Consider the following 24,222-nt stretch of genomic DNA (forward strand, 5'->3'; position numbering starts at 1 on the left):
TGCGCTAAGGGCGCTTTCGACATGACAGAAGCTACAGACTATCGCGATACCGTCTTCCTGCCGAAGACCGATTTCCCCATGAAGGCTGGCCTTCCGCAGAAGGAACCGGTGATCCTTGCGCGCTGGCAGGAAAAGCGCCTTTATGAAGAGCTGCGCAACCGCCGTCGCGGCCGCGAAAAGTTCATCCTGCATGACGGCCCGCCTTATGCAAATGGCGACATGCATATCGGCCATGCGCTGAACCATATCCTGAAAGATACGGTCGTCCGGACGCAGACTCTGCTCGGCAAGGATGCGCCCTATGTTCCCGGTTGGGATTGCCACGGTCTGCCCATCGAATGGAAGGTCGAGGAACAATATCGCAAGAAAAAGCTGAACAAGGATGATGTCGATCCGGTCGAATTCCGCGCCGAATGCCGTGCCTATGCGCAGCATTGGGTCGATACCCAGCGCGAGCAGCTGAAGCGGCTGGGCATCAACGGTGACTGGGACAATCCCTATCTGACCATGGATTTCCAGGCCGAGGCGACCATCGTTTCGGAGCTGTTGAAGTTCGCCGAAAGCGGCCAGCTTTATCGCGGCGCGAAACCCGTCATGTGGTCGCCCGTTGAAAAGACCGCCTTGGCCGAGGCCGAGGTGGAATATGAAGATATCACCTCGACCCAGATCGATGTGGCGTTCGAGATTGTCGAAAGCCCGATCCCCGAACTGGTCGGCGCGCATGCGGTGATCTGGACGACGACGCCCTGGACGATTCCGGTTAATCAGGCGATCGCATATGGGCCTGATATCGACTATTTTGCTGTGCGTGGTCATCCTTCGGGCAAAATCATTTTGATTGCCCAAGCTGGGGATTTACCTGACCAAGTTTTCACCCGGATGATTGGCAACAACCTTTCAACTGGCATGAGTATCATCTGGGCTGGAAAAGGCTCAGATTTGGCCGGAACCATAGTCCGTCACCCGATGCACCATCTCGGCGGTTTCTTTGCCAAGCCCCGCCCCATGCTGCCCGGCGATTTTGTTACCACGGACAGCGGTACCGGTTTGGTCCATATGTCGCCCGACCATGGCGAGGACGATTTCGACCTGTGCAAGGCGCATGGTATCGATCCGGTCTTCGCGGTCGAGGGCGACGGCAAATATCGCGCCGACTGGCTCTGGCTGGGCGGTGAGGGCAGCGTCATCAATCCCAAATTCAATGCGCCTGACGGACCCATCTGCTCGGCGCTGCGTGAAGCGGGCGGGCTGCTTGCGGCGTCTGCCGATTACCAGCACAGCTACCCGCATAGCTGGCGGTCCAAGGCCAAGGTCATCTACCGCTGCACGCCGCAATGGTTCGTGCCGATGGACAAGGCCATGCCGGATGGAACCTTGCGCGAAAAGGCAATGACCGCGATTTCGCAAACACGCTGGGTGCCGGAAAAGGGACAGAACCGCATCACCGCGATGGTCGAAGGCCGTCCCGACTGGGTGCTGAGCCGCCAGCGTGCGTGGGGCGTGCCGATCACTTTGTTTGTCGACCGGAAGACGGGGCAATATCTCAACGACCCCGCCGTCAATGCGCGGATTGTCGCCGGTGTGCGGGAATCGGGCGTGGATGCGTGGAGCGAGGATCGCGCGCAGGAATATCTGGGCAGCGATTATGCTGTCGCCGATTATGAACGCGTGACCGACATTCTCGACGTCTGGTTCGATTCGGGCTGCACCCATGTGTTCACGCTGGAAAGCGGGCGGTGGCCGGATCTGCAATGGCCTGCCGACCTTTATCTGGAGGGAAGCGACCAGCATCGTGGCTGGTTCCAGTCTTCGCTGCTGCAAAGCTGCGGCACGCGCGGGCGCGCGCCGTATAATGCCGTGCTCACCCATGGCTTTACGATGGACCAAAAGGGCATGAAAATGTCCAAGTCGCTCGGCAACACCATCAATCCGCTCGACCTGATGCGCGATAGCGGCGCCGATATCCTGCGGCTATGGGCGCTGACCGTGGATTTCACCGAGGACCACCGGATCGGCAAGGAAATCTTGCAGGGCGTGTCGGACCAGTATCGCAAGTTGCGCAACACCTTCCGCTATCTGCTCGGCGCGCTGGACGGGTATTCGGATGCCGAAAAGGTCGCCGTTGCCGATATGCCGGAACTGGAGCGTTATATGCTCCACCTGCTGGCCGAAATGGATGCGAAGCTTAGGCAAGCGGTCAATGACTTCGACTTTAACAGCTATGTGCGCCTGCTGACCGATTTCGCCAATGAAGACCTGTCGGCCTTCTTCTTCGATATCCGCAAGGACTGCCTTTATTGCGATGCGCCGACCGATCCCAAGCGCATGGCCTATCGCACGGTGCTGGACATCCTGTTCCACGCACTGGTGCGCTACATCGCGCCTGTGCTGGTCTTCACCAGCGAAGAAGTCTGGCAGACCCGCTTTGGTGCCGATGCCGACAGTGTGCATTTTTCGGATTGGCCGGAGGTGCCTGCCGCGAACGATGCGGCACTGGCCGCGAAGTGGGAGAATATCCGGGCGGCGCGCATGGTGGCTACCGAACAGATCGAGCCAATGCGGCGCGAGAAGATCGTGGGTTCAAGCCTGGAAGTCGAATACACCTACAATGGTGATTTTGGCGATGTCGATCTGGCAGAAGTCTTCATCGTGTCGGCCGTTCATCAAGGCGCTGAAACTTCTGCCCGGAAAACCACCAACCACAAATGCGGTCGTTGCTGGCGGCATCTGCCCGAGGTTGCGGAGGATGGCGCGCTTTGCGGGCGGTGTGAGGCTGTGGTCGATGGCTGAAGAATCATTCGCTCCTGTCACCCTGAACTTGTTTCAGGGTCCATTTCTCCTCATAGAGCATTGGTCTCGATTGCGGGATGGATGCCGGAACATGTTCGGCACGACGTCAAAGAAAGTTTAGTGCGCACATGAACCCCCATTCCAAATATCGCCTGCAGGGCCTCATGCTTGCCAGTCTGGTTTTCATCGCGGACCAGATTGTCAAATTCATCATGCTTGGCCCCTTGCAGCTGCAAAGCAGGGGGGTGATTCATATCATTTCCTTTTTCGACCTGCGCTATGCTGAAAATCGCGGTGTTTCGATGAGCTTCCTGACCGCCGACAGCGATGCCGAGCGGTGGGCGTTGGTGGCGTTGACCGCCGTCATAGCGGGCGGTGTGGCGATCTGGATGTGGCGTGAAAAACTGCGCGGCGACATGCTGGCGCTGGCCTTGGTTCTGGGCGGCGCGCTGGGCAATATCGTCGATCGCGTGCGCTATGGCTATGTCGTCGACTATGCCGATCTGCACTTTGGGGCGTTCCGTCCCTTTTACATTTTCAACCTGGCCGATGCGGCCATTACCTTCGGTGTGCTGATATTGCTTGCCCGTGCTTTCCTGATGCGCGAAAAGGCACCGGCAGATGAACCCGGCGTTCAGGAACCCGCAAGCAGTGCGGACATAGTGGAGAGAGTATGAAGCGGAAACTTATCCTGACATTCGCGGCGTTCGCGTTGACTTCTCTTTCGGGCTGCGGTTCGACGGGTATATTGGACCGTCAGCGGCCTGACGAATTTGCGGTAACCCGTGCCAAGCCCATTGTTGTGCCTGCCACATTCACCTTGCCGGCACCGACGCCCGATGCGCCGCGTCCGCAAGATGGTGACATCAAGGAACAGGTTCTCGATGCGCTCTTTGGCGGTACCGCGCCCGCTCCCCGGCCCTGATCCGCGCCTTTAAGGACTGATAATATGAAACAGAAACTGATTTTGGCCTTTTGCGCAACCGCAATGGTAACCCTGTCCGGCTGCGCTTCGGTAAGTCAGGCAGGACAGGCGCTTTGGGACTGGGATATTCGCGGAAACAAGGCGGCTGCACCGGCAACCGGACGTGCGGCCCCCTTGATTGTCCCCCCCGACTTCGCACTGGAACCAACGGCAGCAACCGCGGTTCGCCCGACCGAAGCCAATCAGGAACAGGTTCTTGAGGCATTGTTCGGTGGCCCGGCGCAACGGTCGGCTGCGGAACGCGCGATCACAACAACGCCGGGTGCCGCGGAAATGGGTATCCGTTCGTCCGTGGGTGATCCGCAGACAACAACGGTGAACAAGGGTTCGATTACCCGCGACATCATCGCCGCCCCTGAAGGTGACGGGCAGACCGCACAGGCGGTTATTCCGGGCTAACCGTCAACAAGGGCCTTCAGGCCCTTGCCCCTGCCTCCTCAATTTCAACGCCCGCGCTGTTATGGCGAAGGGCCTTCAAAACCGTGTCGACGATCTGCGGCGCGTTCAGGCCGGCTTCGTCATATTGCTTTTGCGGGCTGTCCTGTTCCTGGAAGATATCGGGCAGACGCATTGTGCGGATTTTCAACCCGGTGTCCATCAGCCCCAGATCACTCGCCAGCGTCAGGACATGCGCGCCCAGACCACCTACCGCAGCTTCCTCGACCGTGATCACCACTTCATGTGTCGCAACCATGTGGCGGATCAGTTCCTCGTCCAGCGGTTTGGCAAAGCGCAGGTCGGCGACGCTCGTGCTCAGGCCCTTGGCATCCAGTGTATCGGCAGCTTTCAATGCTTCGGCCAGACGGGTGCCCAGCGACAATATGGCAACCTTCTTGCCTTCCCGCACGATCCGGCCCTTGCCGATTTCGAGCCGCTGGGGAACTTCGGGCAGGGGAACGCCGACGCCATTGCCACGCGGATAACGGAACGCAATGGGGCCGCTGTCATGGCATGCGGCGGTATAGGTCATGTGGACCAGTTCCGCTTCGTCCGACGGCGACATGACCACCATATTGGGCAAGGTTGCAAGATAGGTGATGTCGAATGACCCGGCATGCGTACTGCCATCCGCGCCCACCAGGCCGGCACGGTCAATGGCAAAACGCACCGGCAGATTCTGGATCGCCACATCATGGACAACCTGATCATAGGCGCGTTGCAAAAAGGTGGAATAGATCGCGCAGAAGGGGCGCATTCCCTGCGCCGCCAGACCGGCCGCGAATGTCACGCCATGCTGTTCGGCAATACCGACGTCAAAGCTGCGGTCGGGATGTGCCGCCGCGAACTTGTCGACACCCGTACCTGACGGCATGGCAGCGGTTATCGCGCAGATGGTCGGGTCACTATCGGCAAGCTTGGCCAGTGTTTCGCCAAAGACATTCTGGTAAGCGGGCGGACCGCCGCCAGGGCCCTTGTCCTGTTTACCGGTGATGACGTCGAATTTGACCACACCATGATATTTGTCTGCGGCTGCCTCAGCCGGTGCGTAGCCCTTGCCCTTTTGCGTCACGACATGGACAAGTACCGGGCCTTCGGCATTGTCGCGGACATTTTCGAGGACCGGGATGAGCTGTTCCAGATTATGGCCGTCAATCGGGCCGACATAGTAAAAGCCCAGCTCTTCAAACAGGGTGCCGCCCATAGCCATGCCGCGTGCATATTCTTCGGCCTTGGCGGCTGCATTATGGATGCGGCGCGACAGCTTCTTGGCAAGCTTGCTCGCAAGGCTGCGCAGTCCCAGATATTCGCTGGAGGATACGAGACGCGACAGATAGGCCGACAGCCCGCCGACAGGCGGGGCGATCGACATGTCATTGTCGTTCAGGATAACGACGAGGCGGTTTCCGGCCGCTTGGGCGTTGTTCATGGCCTCATAGGCCATGCCCGCGCTCATTGCGCCATCGCCGATTACCGCAATGGCCTTGCCGGGTTTGCCCGCCATCTTGTTGGCTACGGCAAAGCCCAATGCTGCCGAAATGGATGTCGAGCTATGGGCGGCGCCGAAAGGATCATATTCGCTCTCGCTCCGCTTGGTAAAACCCGAGAGCCCTCCACCGGTCCGCAAGGTGCGGATCCGGTCGCGGCGGCCGGTAAGGATTTTGTGCGGATAACATTGGTGGCCGACATCCCAGATCAGCCGGTCGTCGGGCGTATTGAATACATAGTGGATGGCAGTGGTCAGTTCGACAACGCCAAGTCCTGCCCCCAGATGCCCGCCCGTCACCGAAACGGCAGAAATGGTTTCAGCGCGGAGTTCGTCGGCCAGTTGGCGAAGCTGTGAAACCTGAAGTCCGCGAAGATCGGCGGGTATCTTTACCGTGTCGAGCAGCGGCGTGTCTGGAATATGGGTCATGGGAACTTGTGATAGCGGGTAATTTTGGGCCTGTCAGTCACAATCAGCGCACTTGCCGCGCACTTCAATGACCGGACGTACCTGTGCAAAGCCCGCACCTTCGGCAGCGGCGCGGACATTGTTGGTCAGCTTATCGTCATCAATATGGGTCGCCGTGCCGCAATTGTCGCAGATCAGAAAAATGCAGTCGTGCAGACAACCCGGGTGGGAATTGGCCAGATAGGCATTCGCACTTTCGACCCGGCGAGCGAGGTTCGTTGCCACAAACAGGTCCAAAATACGGTAGACACTATTCGGTGCAACCCGTTTGCCGCGCTTCTGCGACACGAGGTCGGCAATGTCATAGGCCGATGCCGGCTTGTCAAAAGTCGCAAGGACTTCGAAAATGTCCGCGCGCATTTCCGTCCATTGTTCACCTGCATCGACAAGCGCGGCCTGCGCTGCATGAGCAAGCGATGCGCCTTCATGTTCATGATGATGATGTGCTGCCATCTCGGCAATGTAGGCTGTGCCGAACCTCAGGTCAATTCGATGCGCGGTGGTTAAGGTCGTGGCCAAGCGCCAGAACGGCAACGCCCATGACCGTCCACAGGATTTCGGTGGTGCCATGCGGAATGGTCAGCGCGCCAGCCATCATGCCGATTCCCAATGCGCCAATGGCGGCCGGCATGACAAAGCCGTGATCCCACAGGCCCTTGCCCAGGGCGAGCATGCCGAAAATGATCGCCAGGAAAAGGCCCGCCTCATGGATAGCAGGATGAAGCAAAAGCCCACCGGCCGAAGCCAAAAATACCAGTAAAACCGATGTCGCGAGGCAGTGGACCAGGCACAGACCGGCAATGCTCAAGCCGAGCCCGTCCCAACGCCATTTTGTCCAAACCTGTGTCATGTGCCGGTTGCTCTATACCGATTCGGCGCACGTTACAACATATCATTTGGAAAGTTTCGGTACCGGATCAGCCAATCTCGAACAGTGAATAGACTGGACCGTGGGCCATTTGCTGACCCGTACCCACGGTAATGACATTATTAAGCCAGGCATATTGTTCGTCGCCGCACTCAAATTTCGCGACGATCACAAGCGAATATTCCCCCGGTTTCAGCAGCTCGCCCTTGGAAAATCGGGTCATAGCCTCTGCTGACGCGAGAAATCGGCCCTGATAAGTCAGGTAGATCAGGGCAGAATCATCGGTTTCGAGGGCGAGACGCACATCGATGACCATAACGCCGTCGCTGCGATTAATGACCCAATCAGCACCCGGTAACACGGTTCCATTCATCCGTTCTCCCGAAAACCGGCCGCCTGTGACGGGCGCTATCCGGCGTAGTCCGCCAGGGGTTGATCCAATGACGAGCATGGAACGGAAATCGACGTCCAGCGTGAGGGTGACTAAATGCTTGTGCGCCAGATGATCCATTGGCATCACGCTAGCATTAGGCGGCAAAGGCAGCAATGGGGGAGGCTATGGACATTATCGCACGCAGGCCCGGGCCCTCGGTTCAGGAAGTGTTCGAACAGGACGGCAATCCCGCGCCTTCCATTTTGCGTGAAGAGTCGCCGGCGCAGGGGCAGGACTTATCCGATATCTCGCGCGAACGGTATTTCTCAAAGCAGTGGCATGATCTTGAAGTCGAGAAGGTGTGGCGCAAATGCTGGCAACTCGCATGCCGGGTCGAACATTTACCCAATGTCGGCGACCATATTGTTTATGAGATCGTGCATGACTCCCTGATTGTGATCCGGACGGCACCTGATGAAATTCGCGCCTATGTGAATTCCTGCTTGCACAGGGGAACATTGCTGCGGACCGAAGGCGGTTGCGTGAACCAGTTGCGATGCCCCTTCCACGGGTGGACATGGAAGCTGGATGGAAGCCTGTCCATCATACCCGGACAATGGGACTTCCCCCATGTGGATAAAGACAAAATGCGTCTGCCCGAGGCAAAAGTCGGCATCTGGGGCGGCTTTGTGTTCGTCAATTTTGACCCGGACTGTGAACCGTTAGAAGATTATCTTGAAAATCTTCCCGACCATTTTGCGGCCTTCAATCTTGAGGACCGCTATGTCGCGGCCCATGTCGGCAAGATCATGCCATGCAACTGGAAGCTGGCGATGGAAGCTTTTGTTGAAGCCTATCATGTCAGCATCGCACATCCCCAGGTGATGGGTTATTATGGCGACACGAACACCCAATATGATGTGTGGCCGGACATTCACCATGTCAGCCGAATGATAAGCGTTCAGGGTGTCCCGTCGCCTTCCCTAAAGGGCGTGCCTGCCGAGCGCACGATTGAGGAAATGCGCAGGGATGTACCCTTTTTCGCGGGCAAACCAATTGAGGTTGGTGAAGGTGAAACGGCACGCGGAAAACTGGCCGAACGCGCCCGTGAAAAAATTTCGCGCAGCTCGGGCCGCGACATGTCGGACTTGTCCGACAGCGAATCTCTCGATCTGATCGAATATCTTCTTTTCCCGAACATGGTGCCATGGGGTGGGCAGGCGTTGCCCATAACATATCGTTTCCGGCCTAATGGTGATGATCCCGAAACCTCGATCATGGAAATCATGTTTCTTTTTTCAAAGGCACCCGACGGATCGCATCCCGAACCTGCGAAACTGAATATGCTGGGGCCGGATCAAAAATGGTCCGATGCACCGGAATTGGGATCGGCCGCGATGGTTGCCGATCAGGATACCGATAATCTTATGCGTATTCAGAAAGGGCTGCGCGCCTCCAAAAAGCCCGGGGTTACCCTCGCCCGTTATCAGGAAAGCCGTATCCGTCATTATCACCAGACGCTGGATGCTTACATGTCCCGGTCTTAAGGGCTTTTGCGCGGGAATTTTTCCGGATCCAGCGCTTTGAATAAGTCAGATTCTGCAACTGCCTACGCTTAAAAAGCAATGCGCCGGTCTTTTGCGGCTCTTGTCTTGCCTTTCACGTCCGCGCATAGCAGCGCGCATGCAGAACATCTCTATGCTGGACAATATTACGATGCCCACAACACCCCGTCCCGATGCGCTTGTGAAATGGTTGTTAGGCGTCGCTCTGCTAGTGTTCGCGATGGTCGTGGTTGGCGGGATTACGCGACTGACAGAATCGGGCCTTTCGATTACCGAATGGAAGCCGATCGCAGGGACATTGCCTCCGCTGAACGAGGCGGCCTGGGTTTCCGAGTTCGAAAAATACAAACAGATCCCGGAATATACCGAAATCAACGGTCCGGCCGGTATGACGCTGGCGCAATTCAAATTCATCTATTTCTGGGAATGGGTGCACCGATTGCTGGGCCGGGTGATCGGCCTTGCCTTTGCCCTGCCGCTTGCCTGGTTCTGGATCAAGCGGGCCATCCCTGCTGGCTATAAGCCGCGTTTGCTGGCGTTGCTGGCGCTGGGCGGGTTACAGGGAACGATCGGCTGGTGGATGGTTTCGTCCGGACTGACAGCCCGCACCGACGTCAGCCATTATCGCTTGGCAGTCCATTTGCTGACCGCCCTGTTCATTTTGGGCGGCCTTGTATGGACGGCGCTCGATTTAAAGGCGCTGGCACGCAATTCCGCTTCAAAGCCTGCAAAGCTTACCGGATTTTCCCTGGCTGTTTTGGCGATTTTGTTCGTGCAATTGCTGTTCGGGGCGTGGGTGGCCGGATTAAATGCAGGCTATGTTTCAAATAGTTGGCCCCTCATGAACGACCGTTTCGTACCGGATGGCATCGATACGACCAAGGGGGCTTTATATGCGCTCGTCAACGATCCGTTCTTAACCCATTTTGTGCACCGTTGGTGGGCATGGATTGCGGTAATAGCGTTGATCATGCTTGCACGCAGAACCAAAGCGGCCGGGGCGCGTCCTGCGTCTATCGCCATTCACAGCGCTTTTGGCGTGCAAATATTGCTGGGCATTGCGACGGTCCTGACCGGCGTCAACATCGTGCTTGCCGTATCGCACCAGGCCGTTGGCGCATTGCTTGTCGCGGCTACGGTATGGGGTGCCCATGTCCTGGGTCGTGACCATGGCACATAAGGGCGCCAAGAACGACATTGCCCTGATCTACGCCGTCTTCCCTACCGCAGGGGAGGGGCATGATGTTTGCCGCAAGCTCTTGTCCGAAGGGCTGATCGCCTGCGCAAACCGTTTTCCGATGGTGATCTCGCATTTCCGGTGGGAGGGGGAGATTGAGGCGAAGGAAGAACATCCGGTATTGTTCAAAACCTCGCCCGCCAAGGCCGAAGCGGCCATGCAGCGTATCGCGGCACTGCATCGTTACAAGGTTCCTGCGGTTCTTCGTCTGTCGAACGAGGAGGCGTTCCCGGCTTATGCCGCATGGGTGGCGTCCGAAACGGCATAGAACGCGTTTGCGGGGTCATCCCTTTACATAAGAGGTATTATTATACCTTCCGCAAAACCCACGCTTTTGCTTGACTATTGGGTGGTTCAACGTCATTAGCGCCGCTTCGCGACCGGTCTCCTTTCGATTCTGGTCCTGGTTTTTCAAATTCCGAAAGGTTCGATTAGCGATGAAAACGCTATCCAGAGTTACGAAATCGATCCGCCCGCAGGACGTCCAGAAGGAATGGCATCTGATTGATGCCGAAGGTCTGGTTGTTGGCCGCGTTGCGTCGATCATTGCCAATATCCTGCGCGGCAAGCACAAGCCGAGCTACACCCCGCACGTCGATTGCGGTGATCATGTCATCGTGATCAACGCCGACAAGGTGCAGTTCACCGGCAAGAAGCTTGGCGACAAGGTTTATTACCGGCACACCGGCTATGCAGGCGGTATCAAGGGTATCACTGCCGCGAAGGTGCTGGAAGGCAAATTCCCCGAGCGCGTTCTTGAAAAGGCTGTCGAGCGCATGGTTCCCCGCGGACCTCTCGGCCGTGCCCAGATGCGCGCGCTGCACCTCTATAATGGCACCGAGCATCCTCATGATGGCCAGCAGCCCAAGACGCTCGACGTCGCTTCCATGAACCGCAAGAATAAGGTGGGTGCATAATGTCCGATACCGCAAATTCACTCGCTGATCTCGAAACCCTGGGCGCCGAAGCACCTGCGCAGATCGCAGCCGTCGTCCGTGAACAGGAAATTGATGCCCAAGGTCGCGCCTATGCGACCGGCCGTCGTAAGGACGCCGTTGCACGCGTCTGGCTGAAGCCGGGCACGGGTAAGATTGTCGTTAACGGCCGTGACCAGGAAGTCTATTTCGCACGTCCTTCGCTGCGTCTCGTCATCAACCAGCCGTTCGGCGTGACCGAGCGTACGGGCCAGTATGACGTTATCGCAACCGTAAAGGGTGGCGGTCTTTCGGGCCAGGCTGGTGCCGTAAAGCACGGCATCGCCCAGGCTTTGTCGAAATATGAGCCTGTACTGCGCAGCGCGGTCAAGGCCGAAGGCTTCCTGACCCGCGACAGCCGTACCGTAGAACGTAAGAAATATGGTAAGGCCAAGGCACGTAAGAGCTTCCAGTTCTCGAAGCGTTAAGCGTTTCAGCGCATGGAGCCCGAAAGGCTCCGGCCTACCGGAAAAAAGGCGGTCCTTTCGGGGGCCGCCTTTTTTCATTGTGCCCGCGCGCATGGAAAGGCACATGAAGCCAATGATTAAAGCAACTGTCCTCACACTTCTGGTTTTGGTCGCGGCCATAGGGCTCTGGTTCTGGTCCAAAACCGATCCCCAGAAACTTGATCTGGTCGACCGGATAGCACCAGGCGCATCAGAATATCAGGGCAAAGCAACGGTCGGAATCGCCTACGGGCCGGATGAGCGGCAAAAGCTTGATGTTTATGTACCTGCTGAAGCCGCCGAAAAGCCCTACCCCGTATTGCTCTTTTTTCATGGCGGCGCCTGGCGGGACGGGGAACGGGAAGGCTATGGTTTTCTGGGGCGTGCATTTGCATCGCGGGGGATTGTGACCGTTGTTGCCGACTATCGTAAAGCGCCCAAAGTCCGGTTTCCGGCTTTTGTAGAAGATACGGCTTCGGCAGTTGCATGGGTTCAAAAGAACATTGGCCAATATCGGGGCGACGCAGACCGCATGTATCTGATGGGGCATAGCGCCGGCGCGCACATTGCCATGATGGCCGCCTTGGACCCGCAGTGGCTTGCGTCCAAAAATCTGGATAGCACGTCAATCAAAGGCGTCATCGGCCTGGCCGGACCCTATGACTTCCTGCCCCTGACAACCGACTCCTCCAAAGTCGCCCTCGGGCAGTGGCCCGATCTGGATGAGACACAACCGATAAATTATGCCCGCGCCGATGCGCCGCCGCTTTTGCTGCTGACCGGCGATACGGACACGGTCGTCAAACCCCGCAACAGCAAGGTGCTGGCGGCGCGAATGGCGGAGCTTGGCGGTATGGCGAGGTTGAAAATTTATCCGAAAGTCGACCATGCCGATATCATCATGGCGATAGCCCGGCCTTTCCGGTCCAAGGCCCCGGTTCTTTCCGACAGCATCGCGTTCATTAAAGGCCAATAATCGCGCTGCTTATGGTTAACGGCTGGTTTACCATTCTGCGTTAAGGCGAAAGACGGACCAATCCGTCGGAAACCTGGCATGCGCGAATTGCACCATTTGAAAGACATGTTTGCCTTCTTCACCGATTTGAAGGGTGAGTGGGCAATATTGCGTCGTTCGGCCAGCGTGCAAAATCGCGATCTGATGGTGGCGCAGCTCCACGCCGCAGGTCGGTCGCATGTCGCCGCATTCATTTCAGGGCTCGCTACCATGTGGCCGGCCCTTGCTATATTGTGGTTTGGCGGTGCGCAGCCGCATTTCGCGCAATATGCCGCACCACTGTACACCATTGCCGCCATTGTGGGCTATCGTGTCCATGTCAGGATCAAGAATTACGACGGCCGGCAGGATCCGGACGGAAACTATCTCCTGTTCTTGCGGCGGCTCTTCGTTCTTCAGGTTTCTGTTGAGGCTTTCAGCTGGGTTCTGTTGCTCGCCGACGTGTGGAGCTATCATCAGGATATCGGCATTGTTGTCGGTAGCGCGATGACATTCGGGCTTATCGCCATAGGCGCGCTCATCTATCTGTGTCTTCCCGCTGCAATGGTCATGTGGTTGTCGGTCATGACAATCGGCAGCACCATATCCGCGAGCTATTCGGGTATGGAAATGCCGTGGTTCTTTTATGCGGGCATCGCGCTGTTTGGCGTTTCTTTGCATCGGGTTGCCATGATGCAATGGCGGTCTTTCATGCAGTCCCTCGACAATGCGCAGAAATTCGCGCGCGAACAGGAACGCTTTTTCGCCGCTGAACAGGAACGTTTGGAAGCTGTGGAAGCCGAGCGCCGCAATACCAGTACAGCACGGCACGAAGAACGTGAACGTGCCGATCAGGAGCAGCGAAAGGCCATGACGGCATTGGCCAGCGAATTTGAACATTCAGTACATGCCATTATCGATGTGATGGAATCGGCCGTCCGTGCAGTGGGTGAATCGTCACAGCAACTTGCGGCCATTGGCACACAAACACGTGAGCGTACCGACGCGATGGCCGATATGGCGTCCAACATGAGCGCGGCGATCCAGATGGTTGCTGCGGCCGCCCGGCAGTTGAGCGAATCTTCGGATGCCATTTCCCATCAGGTTCACGATCAGGTTGCGGCATCCGAAGCGGCAACCACGAGCAGCAAACAGGGCAGCGGCGTGATGGCCCATCTTGCGGGTGAAGCGGAAAAGGTGGGCGAGATTGCCGCCATGATCCAGGACGTCGCCGGAAAAACGAACCTGCTGGCATTGAACGCCACGATAGAAGCCGCGCGTGCAGGTGATGCAGGCCGCGGCTTTGCCGTTGTCGCACAAGAAGTCAAAAGCCTTGCAAACCAGACCCACGGGGCCATCGGTTCGGTCACCACGACGGTGACGACGATTAAGGACCAGATGGACAATGCCGCCCGCATGGTCGGTTCTGTCGCCCACAAAATGTCGCAAGTACAGCAAGGCGCCAATAATATCGCGGTCGCCATTACACAGCAGCAGGCGGCCACCCGGGACATTAGCGGCCATGCCCAGCATGCGGCACAAGATGCCGAGCATGTGCGTGAATTCAGCAAGGAAGTGAATGTTGCCGCGGTTCAGGTCGGCGAAGTGGCCGACGAGATGCAAATGGTCATGGCCAATCTGGAAAGCCGCGCGGGCGCGCTGCGGGAAGCCAGCCGGAACTTCCTCGACCGGCTACGCGCCGCCTGACAATAGTGCGGCGTCAATCGCCGCGACTGCCTTTTCCTTCACAGTGGCAAAGGGCTCGCGTCCATCCAGTTCGATAATGGGGGCGCCCGCAAAAGTCAGAACGGGTGTCACCGCAATTTTCTTTTCCAGCAATTCGCGGGCGTGGTCCGGCTTGCGGGCAAGGGCCGTATCGATGTCGATGTTGATCCGGATAACCAGCGTCGGCAAATGCGACGCCATCCATTCATATTTGGCCCGCTCGCGTTTTGCCAGCCATGCGACAAAGCTGCTTCCCGCCTTTGCCGCAGAAAGTCCCGGGCCATCGTAAAAGCCGGGAACTTCTACCTGCGGATAGCGATCGGTAATAACGAGCCGACCAGCGCGACGATGGGCAAGAGTATGCCGGAAACGGCGCAGGCGTATGTTAGATAGCAAATAGATGACCAGCGCGGTCGCCCCACCGGGAATCTTCTGCTTCGTATCGCGCGCCTGGGATGCGCGTTTCGACAGCTTCTTTTCAAGCCAGCCGCCGATAATCGGCCATTGCTTTATGGCCTCACCCATCGCGCCGGATTTGAGCCCGAGATAGACATAGGCGACGGGCCGCCGGGCGCTGTAATCTGTGACCAACGCCTCGGCCAGAGTGGACTTGCCCGACCCGTCGCAACCAATAACCGCAATGAGCGGGGCAAGCGATGCCATCAACTCAGCTCTTTGAAGAACCCGATCATTTTCAATCCGCCGATGATGAAGCGAATGACGACCAGCACCGCATAGGCGGTCACCCAGTTGCCGTTGAGCGCCGTCACGTCAAAACCGGTGCGGGCAAACCACGTCAGAAACACGCCCGTTGCCAGCAGGAACAGCTTGTTCTGTTCGCGCCAGATCATGCGTTTCCACCAGAAAGGATATTTGGGTGAAACCCACCCAGTCAGGCGCGGAAGCAGGGCAGGGACATTGGCTGCCCAGGCCGCATGCGCTTCGCCGAACTTGTCGCGCAGATATTCTTCTTCATAGACCGAAATGCGCTCATAAACCAAAATGGCGAGCAGAAATACCAGGGCGCCAAAGACCCAGCTTCCCGACAACATGGCAAGCCCTGTGAAATTCAGGATACGGCCTACATAAAGCGGATTGCGCACCAGCGAATAGGGGCCGGTTGTGTTGAGTTCGGCAGCTTCGGCAGCGACCTTTGCCCGTCCCGAGGTGCCGAGCGCTGCCCAGCCGCTGGTGAAGATGCGCACAATGGCGCCCGCACTGGCAATGCCGAACGAAACCCAGAACCAGACGCAATCGGCTTGCGCCGTCGCAAAGGGGCCGATATCGCGGGTCAGATAGGCGATCAACGTCGAAATCGCGATAATTGTGTAGATATATGTGCCGCGAATGAAGAATAGCGACTTGCCGCTGCGGGCCATTTCCTGTTGATACACCAACAATCCTAACTCGATGCTTTTAGAAGAGGACGTTCCCTTTGAACAACAATGGGGCAAAATCATGACATCCACCCCAGCGCAAGGCCGCACCGGCTGGTCCGCGCTTGTTTTGGCGGGCAACCGGCCCAAAGGTGATGCACTTGCAGCGCATTTTGGCGTGCCTGCAAAAGCGTTGATCGATTTTGGCGGTGAACCGATGCTGAGCCATGTCCTCAAGGCATTGCATGCCACAGCTTCGGTGCAGCAGATCATGGTGATTGCCCAGAATACAGACGCACTGGCGGACGCGGTCGAAGCCGGCGGCGGTGCCCTTTTACGACAAAGCAGCGCGGGTATCTCCAGCAGCATCGCCGAGCTTGCAGGAACAGACGCACTGCCCTTTCCTATTCTGGTGACGACGGCCGACCACCCCCTGCTTGAGCCGGATTTGCTGTCCGCCTTCATTGCGGATGCAGGTGATGCCGATGTCGCTGTAGGCATGGTGGAGCGCGCTGTTCTGTTCGAACGCTATCCCATGAACAAACGGACATGGCTGAAATTTGCCGATGGCTATTGGTCGGGTGCGAACCTGTTTGCGTTGCAGTCGGTAAAATGCCTGCCCGCGCTCGAACTCTGGTCACGTGCGGAACAGGATCGCAAGACAGCGTGGAAGCTATTTCTGCACTTCGGACCCTGGCTGGCGGTACGGGCGCTGACCCGCACGATCGGCTTGGGCGATGCCCTGCGGCAGGCTGGCAAAAGACTGGGTCTCAAGGCCCGGCTCGTGCCGCTGGCAACGCCTGAAGCTGCCATTGATGTCGACAAGCCCGATGACCACCGTCAGGCGTTGGAAATCTGGCAAAACCGGAAAGGGTTACACCAGCCGTAACCTGCGGGCCGTTTTGTCACCGATGGCACGGCGGTCCTCTTCGGGTAGCGCCAGCCTTAGGGATAACCACAGAGTCCCCACGACCACCGGCAACATCAGGACGATTGTCACCAGACGTGACAGGAGCTGGTCAGGAAGGGCGAATTGCGTTTCGACGATCCATTCGGCAAGCCCCACAAAAGCCAGTCCGATAGCCACGCGCGGCGCGAAGGCGAAGGCCACTAGCACTAGGCTGGCGAAAAGCACTCTTTGCGCGAGCAAGGGAACAAACTGGATCGCCACGATCAGGAGAGATCCGGCGACGGCCACGCACAGTGCTTTTAAAAGGACCGCGAAGAAGGGCCGCTCAAACGGGTGGAGATCGTCGTGCAGATTGAGCTGGATCATGGGTATGGCAGAGGCGGCCGCCAGACCCAGCGCCACGGCCCATGCCATGGCGTTCAAACCATATTGCGGTGTAAATATTCCACCGATGACGAAGGCCAGAACGACGCCGGTTATGCTGCCAACCAGTTGATGCCGGTGCGCGGACACTACCTGCTGGATGGGGGCGGCCGCGCCGCACACAGCCTCAAATGCCCGCGAGGCAAGCAATATCCAGAGCGCGATCAGCGCCTGTTCGACACCCGGGCCGAAGACGGGCAAAATCGTGGTTCCCATTGCGCCGAGGACAGCGGCCAAGGGCAGGGCCAGCGTCACAAGGACACGCGTCGAAAAGCCATAGATGGAGGATACCTTTTCCTTTCCGTCTTTGGAAAGGGCCGATGCCAGCGGCGCAAGAACATAGGCAAAGGCGGTGCGTACCAACTGCACGAGGCTCGATATCTTGCGTGCGACGATATAGAGGCTCGTCGCCACCGCGCCGCTGGCTCCCGGAAGGATGGCGTTCAGGGCAATGGCCGGACCATCGCCGAATATCCGCAAGGCAATATTGGTTGGAAGAACGGCCAGCCCCGCCTTCAGCGTGGCATGGAACATGTCGTCGAACAGTGGCCCTTTGAACATCAGCCGCAACTCGAAATTTTTGGCCAACAGGCGCACGCACAGAAGGCAGGTTGCGCCCAGGGATATCAGATGTCCGACATAAAGCGCGCGCGTCGACCAGCCCGCGATGAACAGGCTGACCACGACCAGCAGGCGGATCAGTTGTTCCCAGAACAGGCGCAGCCGGATTTCCGCGCCGAAAATACGCCGTGCTCGTAGGGCGGATGTTGCTACTTCAACAAAGGACCAGAGCGGAAGCGCCCAGATAAACAGGCGGATGATTTCGGTCGCCTGGGCCGTATCGCGGGCATCGGCATTGAAAAATTTCGACACCGGTTCGGCAAGAATGAACACGGCAATCGCGATGAGGATGCAAGGCACAACACCAAGGATCAGCGCGGCGCGTAAGGCAGCGGCTTCCTTTTGCGCGGATGCCGCCTGCGGAATGACCCGCTGCATCGCCCCTGTGGTGCCCAGATCGGCCACATTCTGCGTCAGATTCGTGGCAGCCCACAGCGCGCCGTAAAATCCGTAACCCGCCAGTCCGAACAGCCAGATGTAAAGCGGTTGCGCCACGACCTCGAGCACGCCACCCAGCCGGGCGAGCAAGGTAGTCCCTGCGCCCTTTGCCACATCGCGTGCGGAGATTTCGTCGTCCGTTTTTCCGTCTGTCATAGGTGGCGCCCCGCTACGCCGCGAGGTCCCATCATGGCAAGCGCAAACACGCTTGCGACCCCAGGGCCTATCACCGCCCCATTTTCTTTTGCCGCCGCCGCTGGACCGAAGAGCCGATGCCCATCGCCTCCCGATATTTGGCGACCGTTCGCCGTGCAATGTCGAAACCCTTGGCGTTCAGCAGGTCGACGAGGGTGTCGTCGGACAGGATCTTTGTACCCTCCCCATCGATCAGCGCCTTGATATGGCTCTTGACCGCTTCGGCAGATACACCGTCGCCATCGGCGGACTGGACCCCTGAGGAGAAGAAATATTTGAGATCGAACAGCCCGCGGTCGCAGTGCAGATATTTATTGCTCGTTACCCGGCTGACCGTTGATTCATGCATCTCGATGGCGTCGGCGACCTGACGCAGGGTTAGCGGCCTGAGATGCGCGACACCGCCGCGAAAGAAGCCGTCCTGCTGCTTCACTATTTCGGTTGCGACCTTGATGATGGTCCGCTGCCTCTGATCCATCGCCTTTATCAGCCAGTTGGCGTCAGCCATGCATTCGTTGAGCCATGCCTTGGTCGCCTTGTCCTGGCCCAGCTCCGCGACGTAGCTGCGGTTGATAAGCAGGCGGGGTAAATTTGCGCTGTTCAGCTCAATGGCCCATCCCGTTCCGCGTGCGGTTACGAAGATGTCGGGCGTGACCGCAACGCTGCTTTCGCTTTCGAACCGGCAACCTGGCTTGGGATCGTAACTGCGCAGCTCGATCATCATGTCCCGCAGATCCTCGTCATCGACGCGGCACATCCGCTTCAACTGGTCAAACGCTCCTTTGGCGACCAGATCGAGATTGTTGATCAGCTTGGCCATGCACGGGTCATAACGGTCCGCCTCTTTCGCCTGCAGCATGATGCATTCGGCAAGGTCGCGCGCACCCACACCCGTCGGGTCAAAACGTTGCACCTCGGCCAACGCCTCTTCCATCTCCGCCATGCTCACGCCCAGCCGGTGCGCCATGGCCAAAAGGTCCGCACCCAGATAGCCGGTGGGCTCAATCTGTTCGATAATCTGTTGCGCGAGGAACAATAGACGGCCCGACAGGCTGGCCCCGGCTTGCGCCATCAGATGTTCACGCAGGCTGATATCGGCGGCGGCGAAGCTGTCAAAATCGGGACCTTCCCCGTCAAAACTGCCGGAAAGATTGCCGCCGGAAAGTCCAAGCATGCCGTCCGCGCCGCCGACGCTGTCGGCAACACCATCATGATGGAATGTTTCGGCACCGAAATCGACATCCAGCGCCTCGGACGCGGCCATGTCGGTACCGGCCAGAACGTCGTCACTGCTGCGATCGCCGCTTTCGATCGTGGGCAATGCGGCAAATTCATCAGGCGGGCTTTCTGCCTGGATTTCGCCCGATCCGGTTTCGAGCAGGGGATTGCGTTCCACCTCTTCGGCGATGAACGCCTCGATTTCCATCGACGACAGCGCCAGAAGCTTGATCGCCTGCTGCAATTGCGGCGTCATCACAAGCGATTGGCTTTGGCGTAAGTCGAGGCGGGGCGCTAATGCCACAGGCTAGCTATTCAGACTGGGGATGGCTGGAATTTCTGCATGTCGGCATGCCATTACATCGCAAAGCTTTCGCCCAGATACAGGCGGCGCACATTGGGGTCGGCGACCAGTGCTTCCGGCGAGCCTGAAAACAGGACCTGCCCGCCATAAATGATGCAGGCGCGGTCGACGATCTCCAATGTCTCGCGCACATTATGGTCGGTTATCAGAACGCCAATGCCGCGTGTCTTCAAATCCTTTACCAGGTTTCGGATGTCCGAAATCGAAATGGGGTCGATCCCTGCAAATGGTTCGTCGAGCAGCATGATCGACGGGTTGGCAGCAAGCGCGCGTGCAATTTCACACCGCCGCCGTTCACCGCCCGAAAGTGCCATGGCAGGAGCGCTGCGCAATCGGCCCAGCCCGAATTCATCCAGCAGGGTTTCCAGCCGCGCAGCGCGGGCGCCGGCGTCAGGCTCGGCCATTTCCAGAACGGCCCCGATATTCTGTTCGACGGTCATGCCACGGAAAATCGATGTTTCCTGGGGCAGATAACCCAGTCCCAATATGGCCCGGCGATACATGGGTAGGCCGGTAATGTCGGCACCATCCAGTGTGATGCGTCCGCTGTCGGGTTTGACGAGCCCCATGATGGAATAGAAGCAGGTCGTTTTGCCAGCTCCGTTCGGACCCAGCAGGCCCACGACCTCACCCTTTGCAACCGAAAGGGAAACATCGGTCAGTACCGCCCGCTTGTCATAGCTTTTGGCAATCGAGACCACGCCCAGCCCCGACTGTGCGATTTCTGAAATGTTCGCATCGGCGGCGGGGCGCTCTGCTGTTAGGCTGTCCATATCACATCATAGTCCGCAATTGACGGGTGGTATCGTTTCAACAGCTACCCAGTCTGCGGACAACATGCAATTGGCATGATTCATGCCTGCCCATTTTGGCGCAATTAGTTTTTGCGGGGAGGAACGGTAAAGGTACCCGATACGCGGCCACCCGAGGTGCTTGTTCCTGCAGGGCCGCCGCCATTGATTGTCGAGCGTCCGGAATTGAGATCAATCACCAGCCGGCCGCCATTCAGCTTGTTGCTTCCCTGCACCAGATTCACATTGCCGATTAAGGTAATCAGGCTGGAATTAAGGTCGTAAATGGCTGCATTGCTTGTCGCGTGCAGATCGTCTTTGGTGATCGTCACGCCGCCGGTTGCATCCAGCCGCTCCACATCCGTCCCGCCGCGGGCGTTTGAATAGGCTGCGGTCAGGCGGCTCGACTTTAGCACAAGCCCGGCCTGCGTAACGGTAACGCCGCCTGCAAGGACAACGCGGTCGGCCCGGTCTTGCAGTTCCAGTGAGCCTGCGGTGAAGTCCACAGGCGCGTTGCTGTTGTGGTTGCGGATCGATTGTGCCGAAGAGGCGGTCGACAGAATTGCCGCCGCGCCCATTGCCGCGCACAGACCGGTCATGAAGGATCGTGTGTTCATTGCGGCCTCACTTAATCGCATTCTGGTTGATACGCAAATGGACCCCGCCGTCGAGCCGGACGACACGGGTTTCCAGATCCGCTTTCAGCCGCTTTGCCTCAAACGTACCGACCTTTGTCCGGCCGCTGACGGCACCGAAGCTTTGCATGGTCTTGTCCTTCAACGACAGCTCCACATTGCTGGCGACCATATTGTAATCGGGCGAAGTGACGGCAAGGGGTCCGTTGACCCGCATTGTTTCGCGGTTGAGATTATAGGTCCCCCGCTGTGCGGAAATGGATGCAGGTCCGTCGTTCAGCAGGATACGGGCGGACAGTGACGTCATGTCGAGCACGGGTTCGGCAGATGTTTTCTGCACAGCGCTTCCGGCGCGCAGAGAGAAAGGCCGGCCTTCGCTGTCTTCGCCGCGGTAGAGCGCCTCGATAAGCCGCATCCGTTCGCGCGACAGGTTGACCTCATCCTTGTTGAGAACAAAGCTGAGCTCCTGCGTTCCGGCAAATGGGCTGAAGGCCAGCACGGCGAGCAATATGCCGATGATGCTGGGCAAGCCGACGCGCAGGAAACGGATCAGCCGGTCGTGCCGTCCGCCGGGCAGGGCCCAGCGTTGTCGTTGCGTGCGTTCAAGATCGGCCTGTTCGGACATGGGGACTATTAAGCGCCTTCGAACCTTAACTGTGTCCGAATATATCTATTTCCGGCCAGCCGGCCAGATCCAGCTCGGCGCGATGGGGCAGGAAGTCGAAACAGGCCTGGGCAAGCTGCGTCCGGCCTTCGCGTTCCAGCCGGACAACAAATTCGGCATGGAGCCGGTGCAGATAGCGCACATCGCTTGCGGCATAGTCCTTTTGCGCCTCGGACAAGGTTGGACCGCCCCAGTCGCTCGACTGCTGCTGCTTGGAAATATCCATGCCCAGCATTTCCTTCACCAGTTCCTTAAGGCCATGCCGGTCGGTATAGGTCCGCGTCAGGCGCGATGCGATTTTGGTGCAGAAAAGAGGCGCAGCCGTCACATTCAGATAATGCGAGATCGCAGCCAGATCAAAACGCGCGAAGTGGAAGAGCTTCAGCCGTTGCGGATCGGCGAGGACGGCGCGCAGATTCGGCGCGGCATAATCACTGTCCGCGGCAAAACGGACGAGATGCTCGTCGCCCTTGCCATCGGAAATCTGCAACAGGCACAGCCGGTCACGGGGCGTGATCAGGCCCATGGTTTCGGTATCGACAGCGACGGGTCCTGCGGCCAGAACGTCGGCGGGCAAGTCTTCTTCATGCAAATAAACAGTCATGACCGGTCCCTTGCCCCACCATGCCCGTCAACGCAAATAAAACTGCGATTCTGTGCGCCGGAAAAGGGCACGTAATATTTGCTATCGCGTAATCTTTTAATGGGATATAGCTTGGGCTTGCGCGATCAGGAAGGGCCGCGCTTGTGATGTGCAGGACTGTCGCCCTCGACTGCATAGACTAATTTGTTTTGGGCGGTGAGAAGGCAAGTACGAAGACATGGGTTTTGATCGCAAGCGTAACGGCCGTGGCCGGGACAAACGAGACGGTTTTGGGGATGACAGCTATGATGGCTACCGGTCGCCCCCTCCATTCCAGAGTGATTTTGGTGGCGGACGCCCAGGTGGCGGATTCGGTGGCGGCGCAGGTGGCGGTGGTGGCTTCGGCGGACCACGTCGCGGTGCCGGCGGACCCCCGATGCCCGCGCAGGTCATTGGATCTGGCAAGGGAATAGTGAAGTTTTTCAATAGCCAAAAGGGTTTTGGCTTCATTCAGGTGGATGACCGGCCCGATGATGTGTTCGTGCACATCAGCGCTGTTGAGCAGGCCGGCCTGTCCGGTCTGGCCGAAGGTCAGCCACTCGAATTCACATTGGTGGACCGTGGCGGCAAGGTGTCCGCAACCGATCTGGTAATCGATGGCGAACCTATTGCCGTACCCGAACGCGCACCGCGTCATGAACGTAGTTTTGACCGCGATCGTGGCCCCCGTGATGGTGGTGGCTTCCGGGGTGGTGACCGCGACTCGGCACCACGCGGACCGCAGCGCGAATCGACCGGCGAACGTGCCAATGGCACGGTGAAATTCTTCAACGACATGAAGGGTTTTGGATTTGTGCAGCGCGATGACGGTGGCGAAGATGTGTTTGTGCACATTTCGGCATTGGAACGTTCGGGCATGGGCCAGGTGGCACAGGGCGACCGTTTGTCATTCGATATCGAGATCGACCGCCGGGGCAAATTCTCGGCCGCTAATCTGAGCGCGCTCTCCGAATAAACCGCATATAAAAAGAAAAGGGCGAGTGTGGCATTTGCTTCACCCGCCTTTTTTGTGCCTGGTGCAGAAAAGGATCAGGCTTTCCCGATGGTCGCCTCAAGGAACCATGCGCGCTGCTCCGCCTGGTCCGTCCAGTCGTCGAGCAGACCGTCGGTCGCATTGTCGCCTGCCTCTTCGGCAAGGTCTTTGGCTTCCTTTAGTGCTTTTACCAATGTCTCGTTATCGGCGTGCAGTTCCTTCAGCATCTTCGTCGCATCTGTGGACGTCGAGTCATGATCCTTGATACGCTGCTTACCGGCAATCGCGCCAATTGATGTCAACGTATCCTGCCCCAGTTTCCGCACACGCTCGGCGACAAGGTCAGTGGTTGCAATCAGTTCGGCGGCCTGTTCGTCGAACAGGAGATGATATTCGCGAAAATGTGGTCCGGTGACATGCCAGTGGAAATTTTTCGTCTTCAGATAAAGCGCATAATAGTCTGCAAGCAGGCCATTCAGGGCATCGGCCAGTGCCTTTTTGCTGTTATCACCTTCTGCCATCATCATTCTCCATTGTCTGAGTTCGTCCGTTGAACGTCATATAAGGAGGCAGGTTCCCTTTCGCTATTGGAGCTTCTCGCTGAGACAGAGTGAGAGCATCG

At 58.0% G+C, this 24,222-nt stretch carries 26 protein-coding genes; 13 read left to right on the plus strand and 13 right to left on the minus strand.

The window, feature by feature from the left end; translation table 11 throughout:
• Positions 1-21: 21 nt before the first annotated feature.
• The 4 genes from ileS (at position 22) to FOM92_RS13330 (ending at position 4,174) form a co-directional block, all read left to right on the plus strand.
• Positions 22-2,790, plus strand: a complete 2,769-nt coding sequence (gene ileS, locus FOM92_RS13315) for an isoleucine--tRNA ligase (protein WP_143777320.1) — start codon at positions 22-24, stop codon at positions 2,788-2,790.
• 128 nt (positions 2,791-2,918) lie between these two features.
• The gene (lspA, locus tag FOM92_RS13320; RefSeq protein ID WP_143777321.1) at positions 2,919-3,467 is read left to right on the plus strand and encodes a signal peptidase II; all 549 of its coding nucleotides are present in this window, start codon (positions 2,919-2,921) and stop codon (positions 3,465-3,467) included.
• Positions 3,464-3,715 carry a DUF3035 domain-containing protein gene (locus FOM92_RS13325; RefSeq protein WP_143777322.1) on the plus strand — a complete coding sequence of 84 codons (252 nt, stop codon included), beginning with the start codon at positions 3,464-3,466 and terminating at the stop codon, positions 3,713-3,715. Before lspA ends, FOM92_RS13325 begins: the two co-directional genes overlap by 4 nt.
• Positions 3,716-3,739: 24 nt before the next feature.
• Positions 3,740-4,174, plus strand: coding sequence for a DUF3035 domain-containing protein (locus FOM92_RS13330; RefSeq protein ID WP_143777323.1), 435 nt, complete (start codon positions 3,740-3,742; stop codon positions 4,172-4,174).
• A gap of 16 nt (positions 4,175-4,190) precedes the next feature.
• On the opposite strand, the gene dxs is transcribed toward FOM92_RS13330, so the two are convergent.
• The 4 genes from dxs to FOM92_RS13350 form a co-directional block, all read right to left on the minus strand.
• The gene (dxs, locus tag FOM92_RS13335) at positions 4,191-6,128 is read right to left on the minus strand and encodes a 1-deoxy-D-xylulose-5-phosphate synthase (protein WP_143777324.1); all 1,938 of its coding nucleotides are present in this window, start codon (positions 6,126-6,128) and stop codon (positions 4,191-4,193) included.
• Positions 6,129-6,161: 33 nt separating this feature from the next.
• The gene (locus tag FOM92_RS13340; protein ID WP_143777325.1) at positions 6,162-6,620 is read right to left on the minus strand and encodes a Fur family transcriptional regulator; all 459 of its coding nucleotides are present in this window, start codon (positions 6,618-6,620) and stop codon (positions 6,162-6,164) included.
• 31 nt (positions 6,621-6,651) lie between these two features.
• Positions 6,652-7,017: a MerC domain-containing protein gene (locus tag FOM92_RS13345; RefSeq protein WP_143777326.1), complete on the minus strand. Its 366-nt coding sequence runs from the start codon at positions 7,015-7,017 to the stop codon at positions 6,652-6,654.
• 67 nt (positions 7,018-7,084) lie between these two features.
• Positions 7,085-7,552, minus strand: coding sequence for a DUF3237 domain-containing protein (locus FOM92_RS13350; protein WP_143777327.1), 468 nt, complete (start codon positions 7,550-7,552; stop codon positions 7,085-7,087).
• Positions 7,553-7,593: 41 nt separating this feature from the next.
• Here FOM92_RS13350 and FOM92_RS13355 point away from each other — a divergent pair, with 41 nt between their 5' ends.
• The 7 genes from FOM92_RS13355 to FOM92_RS13385 all read left to right on the plus strand — a co-directional run bounded on the left by FOM92_RS13355 (position 7,594) and on the right by FOM92_RS13385 (position 14,331).
• On the plus strand, positions 7,594-8,955 hold the full coding sequence (locus FOM92_RS13355; RefSeq protein WP_170226887.1) for an aromatic ring-hydroxylating oxygenase subunit alpha: 1,362 nt from the start codon (positions 7,594-7,596) through the stop codon (positions 8,953-8,955).
• Positions 8,956-9,091: 136 nt separating this feature from the next.
• A complete protein-coding gene (locus FOM92_RS13360) occupies positions 9,092-10,153 on the plus strand; it encodes a COX15/CtaA family protein (RefSeq protein ID WP_246087300.1) in 1,062 nt (353 codons plus the stop codon).
• Positions 10,125-10,478, plus strand: a complete 354-nt coding sequence (gene cutA, locus FOM92_RS13365; protein WP_143777329.1) for a divalent-cation tolerance protein CutA — start codon at positions 10,125-10,127, stop codon at positions 10,476-10,478. Before FOM92_RS13360 ends, cutA begins: the two co-directional genes overlap by 29 nt.
• A gap of 169 nt (positions 10,479-10,647) precedes the next feature.
• Positions 10,648-11,127 (plus strand): 50S ribosomal protein L13, encoded by a 480-nt coding sequence (rplM, locus tag FOM92_RS13370; protein WP_143777330.1) that lies wholly within the window; start codon positions 10,648-10,650, stop codon positions 11,125-11,127.
• Positions 11,127-11,612, plus strand: coding sequence for a 30S ribosomal protein S9 (gene rpsI / locus FOM92_RS13375; protein WP_143777331.1), 486 nt, complete (start codon positions 11,127-11,129; stop codon positions 11,610-11,612). Before rplM ends, rpsI begins: the two co-directional genes overlap by 1 nt.
• A gap of 103 nt (positions 11,613-11,715) precedes the next feature.
• Positions 11,716-12,606, plus strand: a complete 891-nt coding sequence (locus FOM92_RS13380) for an alpha/beta hydrolase (RefSeq protein WP_170226888.1) — start codon at positions 11,716-11,718, stop codon at positions 12,604-12,606.
• Positions 12,607-12,684: 78 nt separating this feature from the next.
• A complete protein-coding gene (locus FOM92_RS13385; RefSeq protein ID WP_143777333.1) occupies positions 12,685-14,331 on the plus strand; it encodes a methyl-accepting chemotaxis protein in 1,647 nt (548 codons plus the stop codon).
• Here the strand turns inward: FOM92_RS13385 and FOM92_RS13390 are convergent.
• Positions 14,317-15,012 (minus strand): nucleoside/nucleotide kinase family protein, encoded by a 696-nt coding sequence (locus tag FOM92_RS13390; protein ID WP_143777334.1) that lies wholly within the window; start codon positions 15,010-15,012, stop codon positions 14,317-14,319. The two genes, FOM92_RS13385 and FOM92_RS13390, sit on opposite strands and share 15 nt — an antisense overlap.
• The gene (locus tag FOM92_RS13395) at positions 15,012-15,743 is read right to left on the minus strand and encodes a methyltransferase family protein (protein WP_170226889.1); all 732 of its coding nucleotides are present in this window, start codon (positions 15,741-15,743) and stop codon (positions 15,012-15,014) included. The genes FOM92_RS13390 and FOM92_RS13395 overlap by 1 nt, the downstream gene beginning before the upstream one ends.
• Before the next feature lie 64 nt (positions 15,744-15,807).
• Here FOM92_RS13395 and FOM92_RS13400 point away from each other — a divergent pair, with 64 nt between their 5' ends.
• Positions 15,808-16,614 (plus strand): nucleotidyltransferase family protein, encoded by an 807-nt coding sequence (locus FOM92_RS13400; protein WP_143777336.1) that lies wholly within the window; start codon positions 15,808-15,810, stop codon positions 16,612-16,614.
• On the opposite strand, the gene FOM92_RS13405 is transcribed toward FOM92_RS13400, so the two are convergent.
• The 6 genes from FOM92_RS13405 to FOM92_RS13430 form a co-directional block, all read right to left on the minus strand.
• The gene (locus tag FOM92_RS13405; RefSeq protein WP_143777337.1) at positions 16,600-18,273 is read right to left on the minus strand and encodes a lipopolysaccharide biosynthesis protein; all 1,674 of its coding nucleotides are present in this window, start codon (positions 18,271-18,273) and stop codon (positions 16,600-16,602) included. The genes FOM92_RS13400 and FOM92_RS13405 overlap by 15 nt on opposite strands.
• Positions 18,274-18,343: 70 nt before the next feature.
• Complete coding sequence (rpoN, locus tag FOM92_RS13410) at positions 18,344-19,834, minus strand: RNA polymerase factor sigma-54 (protein ID WP_143777338.1); 1,491 nt, start codon at positions 19,832-19,834, stop codon at positions 18,344-18,346.
• A 53-nt stretch (positions 19,835-19,887) separates the two neighbouring features.
• Positions 19,888-20,667 carry an LPS export ABC transporter ATP-binding protein gene (gene lptB, locus FOM92_RS13415; RefSeq protein ID WP_143777339.1) on the minus strand — a complete coding sequence of 260 codons (780 nt, stop codon included), beginning with the start codon at positions 20,665-20,667 and terminating at the stop codon, positions 19,888-19,890.
• Between the two features lie 104 nt (positions 20,668-20,771).
• A complete protein-coding gene (locus FOM92_RS13420; RefSeq protein WP_425473392.1) occupies positions 20,772-21,302 on the minus strand; it encodes an LptA/OstA family protein in 531 nt (176 codons plus the stop codon).
• Between the two features lie 7 nt (positions 21,303-21,309).
• Positions 21,310-21,945, minus strand: a complete 636-nt coding sequence (lptC, locus tag FOM92_RS13425; protein ID WP_143777340.1) for an LPS export ABC transporter periplasmic protein LptC — start codon at positions 21,943-21,945, stop codon at positions 21,310-21,312.
• 25 nt (positions 21,946-21,970) lie between these two features.
• The gene (locus tag FOM92_RS13430) at positions 21,971-22,588 is read right to left on the minus strand and encodes a ribonuclease D (RefSeq protein WP_143777341.1); all 618 of its coding nucleotides are present in this window, start codon (positions 22,586-22,588) and stop codon (positions 21,971-21,973) included.
• Between the two features lie 217 nt (positions 22,589-22,805).
• Between FOM92_RS13430 and FOM92_RS16205 the strand changes: the two genes are divergently transcribed.
• A complete protein-coding gene (locus FOM92_RS16205; protein WP_143777342.1) occupies positions 22,806-23,582 on the plus strand; it encodes a cold-shock protein in 777 nt (258 codons plus the stop codon).
• 74 nt (positions 23,583-23,656) lie between these two features.
• On the opposite strand, the gene FOM92_RS13440 is transcribed toward FOM92_RS16205, so the two are convergent.
• Entirely contained in the window at positions 23,657-24,121 is a 465-nt protein-coding gene (locus FOM92_RS13440; protein ID WP_143777867.1) for a Dps family protein, read from the minus strand.
• Between the last annotated feature and the right edge of the window lie 101 nt (positions 24,122-24,222).

Origin of the sequence: Sphingorhabdus contaminans, assembly GCF_007280415.1 — a bacterium.
GTDB classification, from domain to species: Bacteria; Pseudomonadota; Alphaproteobacteria; order Sphingomonadales; family Sphingomonadaceae; genus Sphingorhabdus_B; species Sphingorhabdus_B contaminans.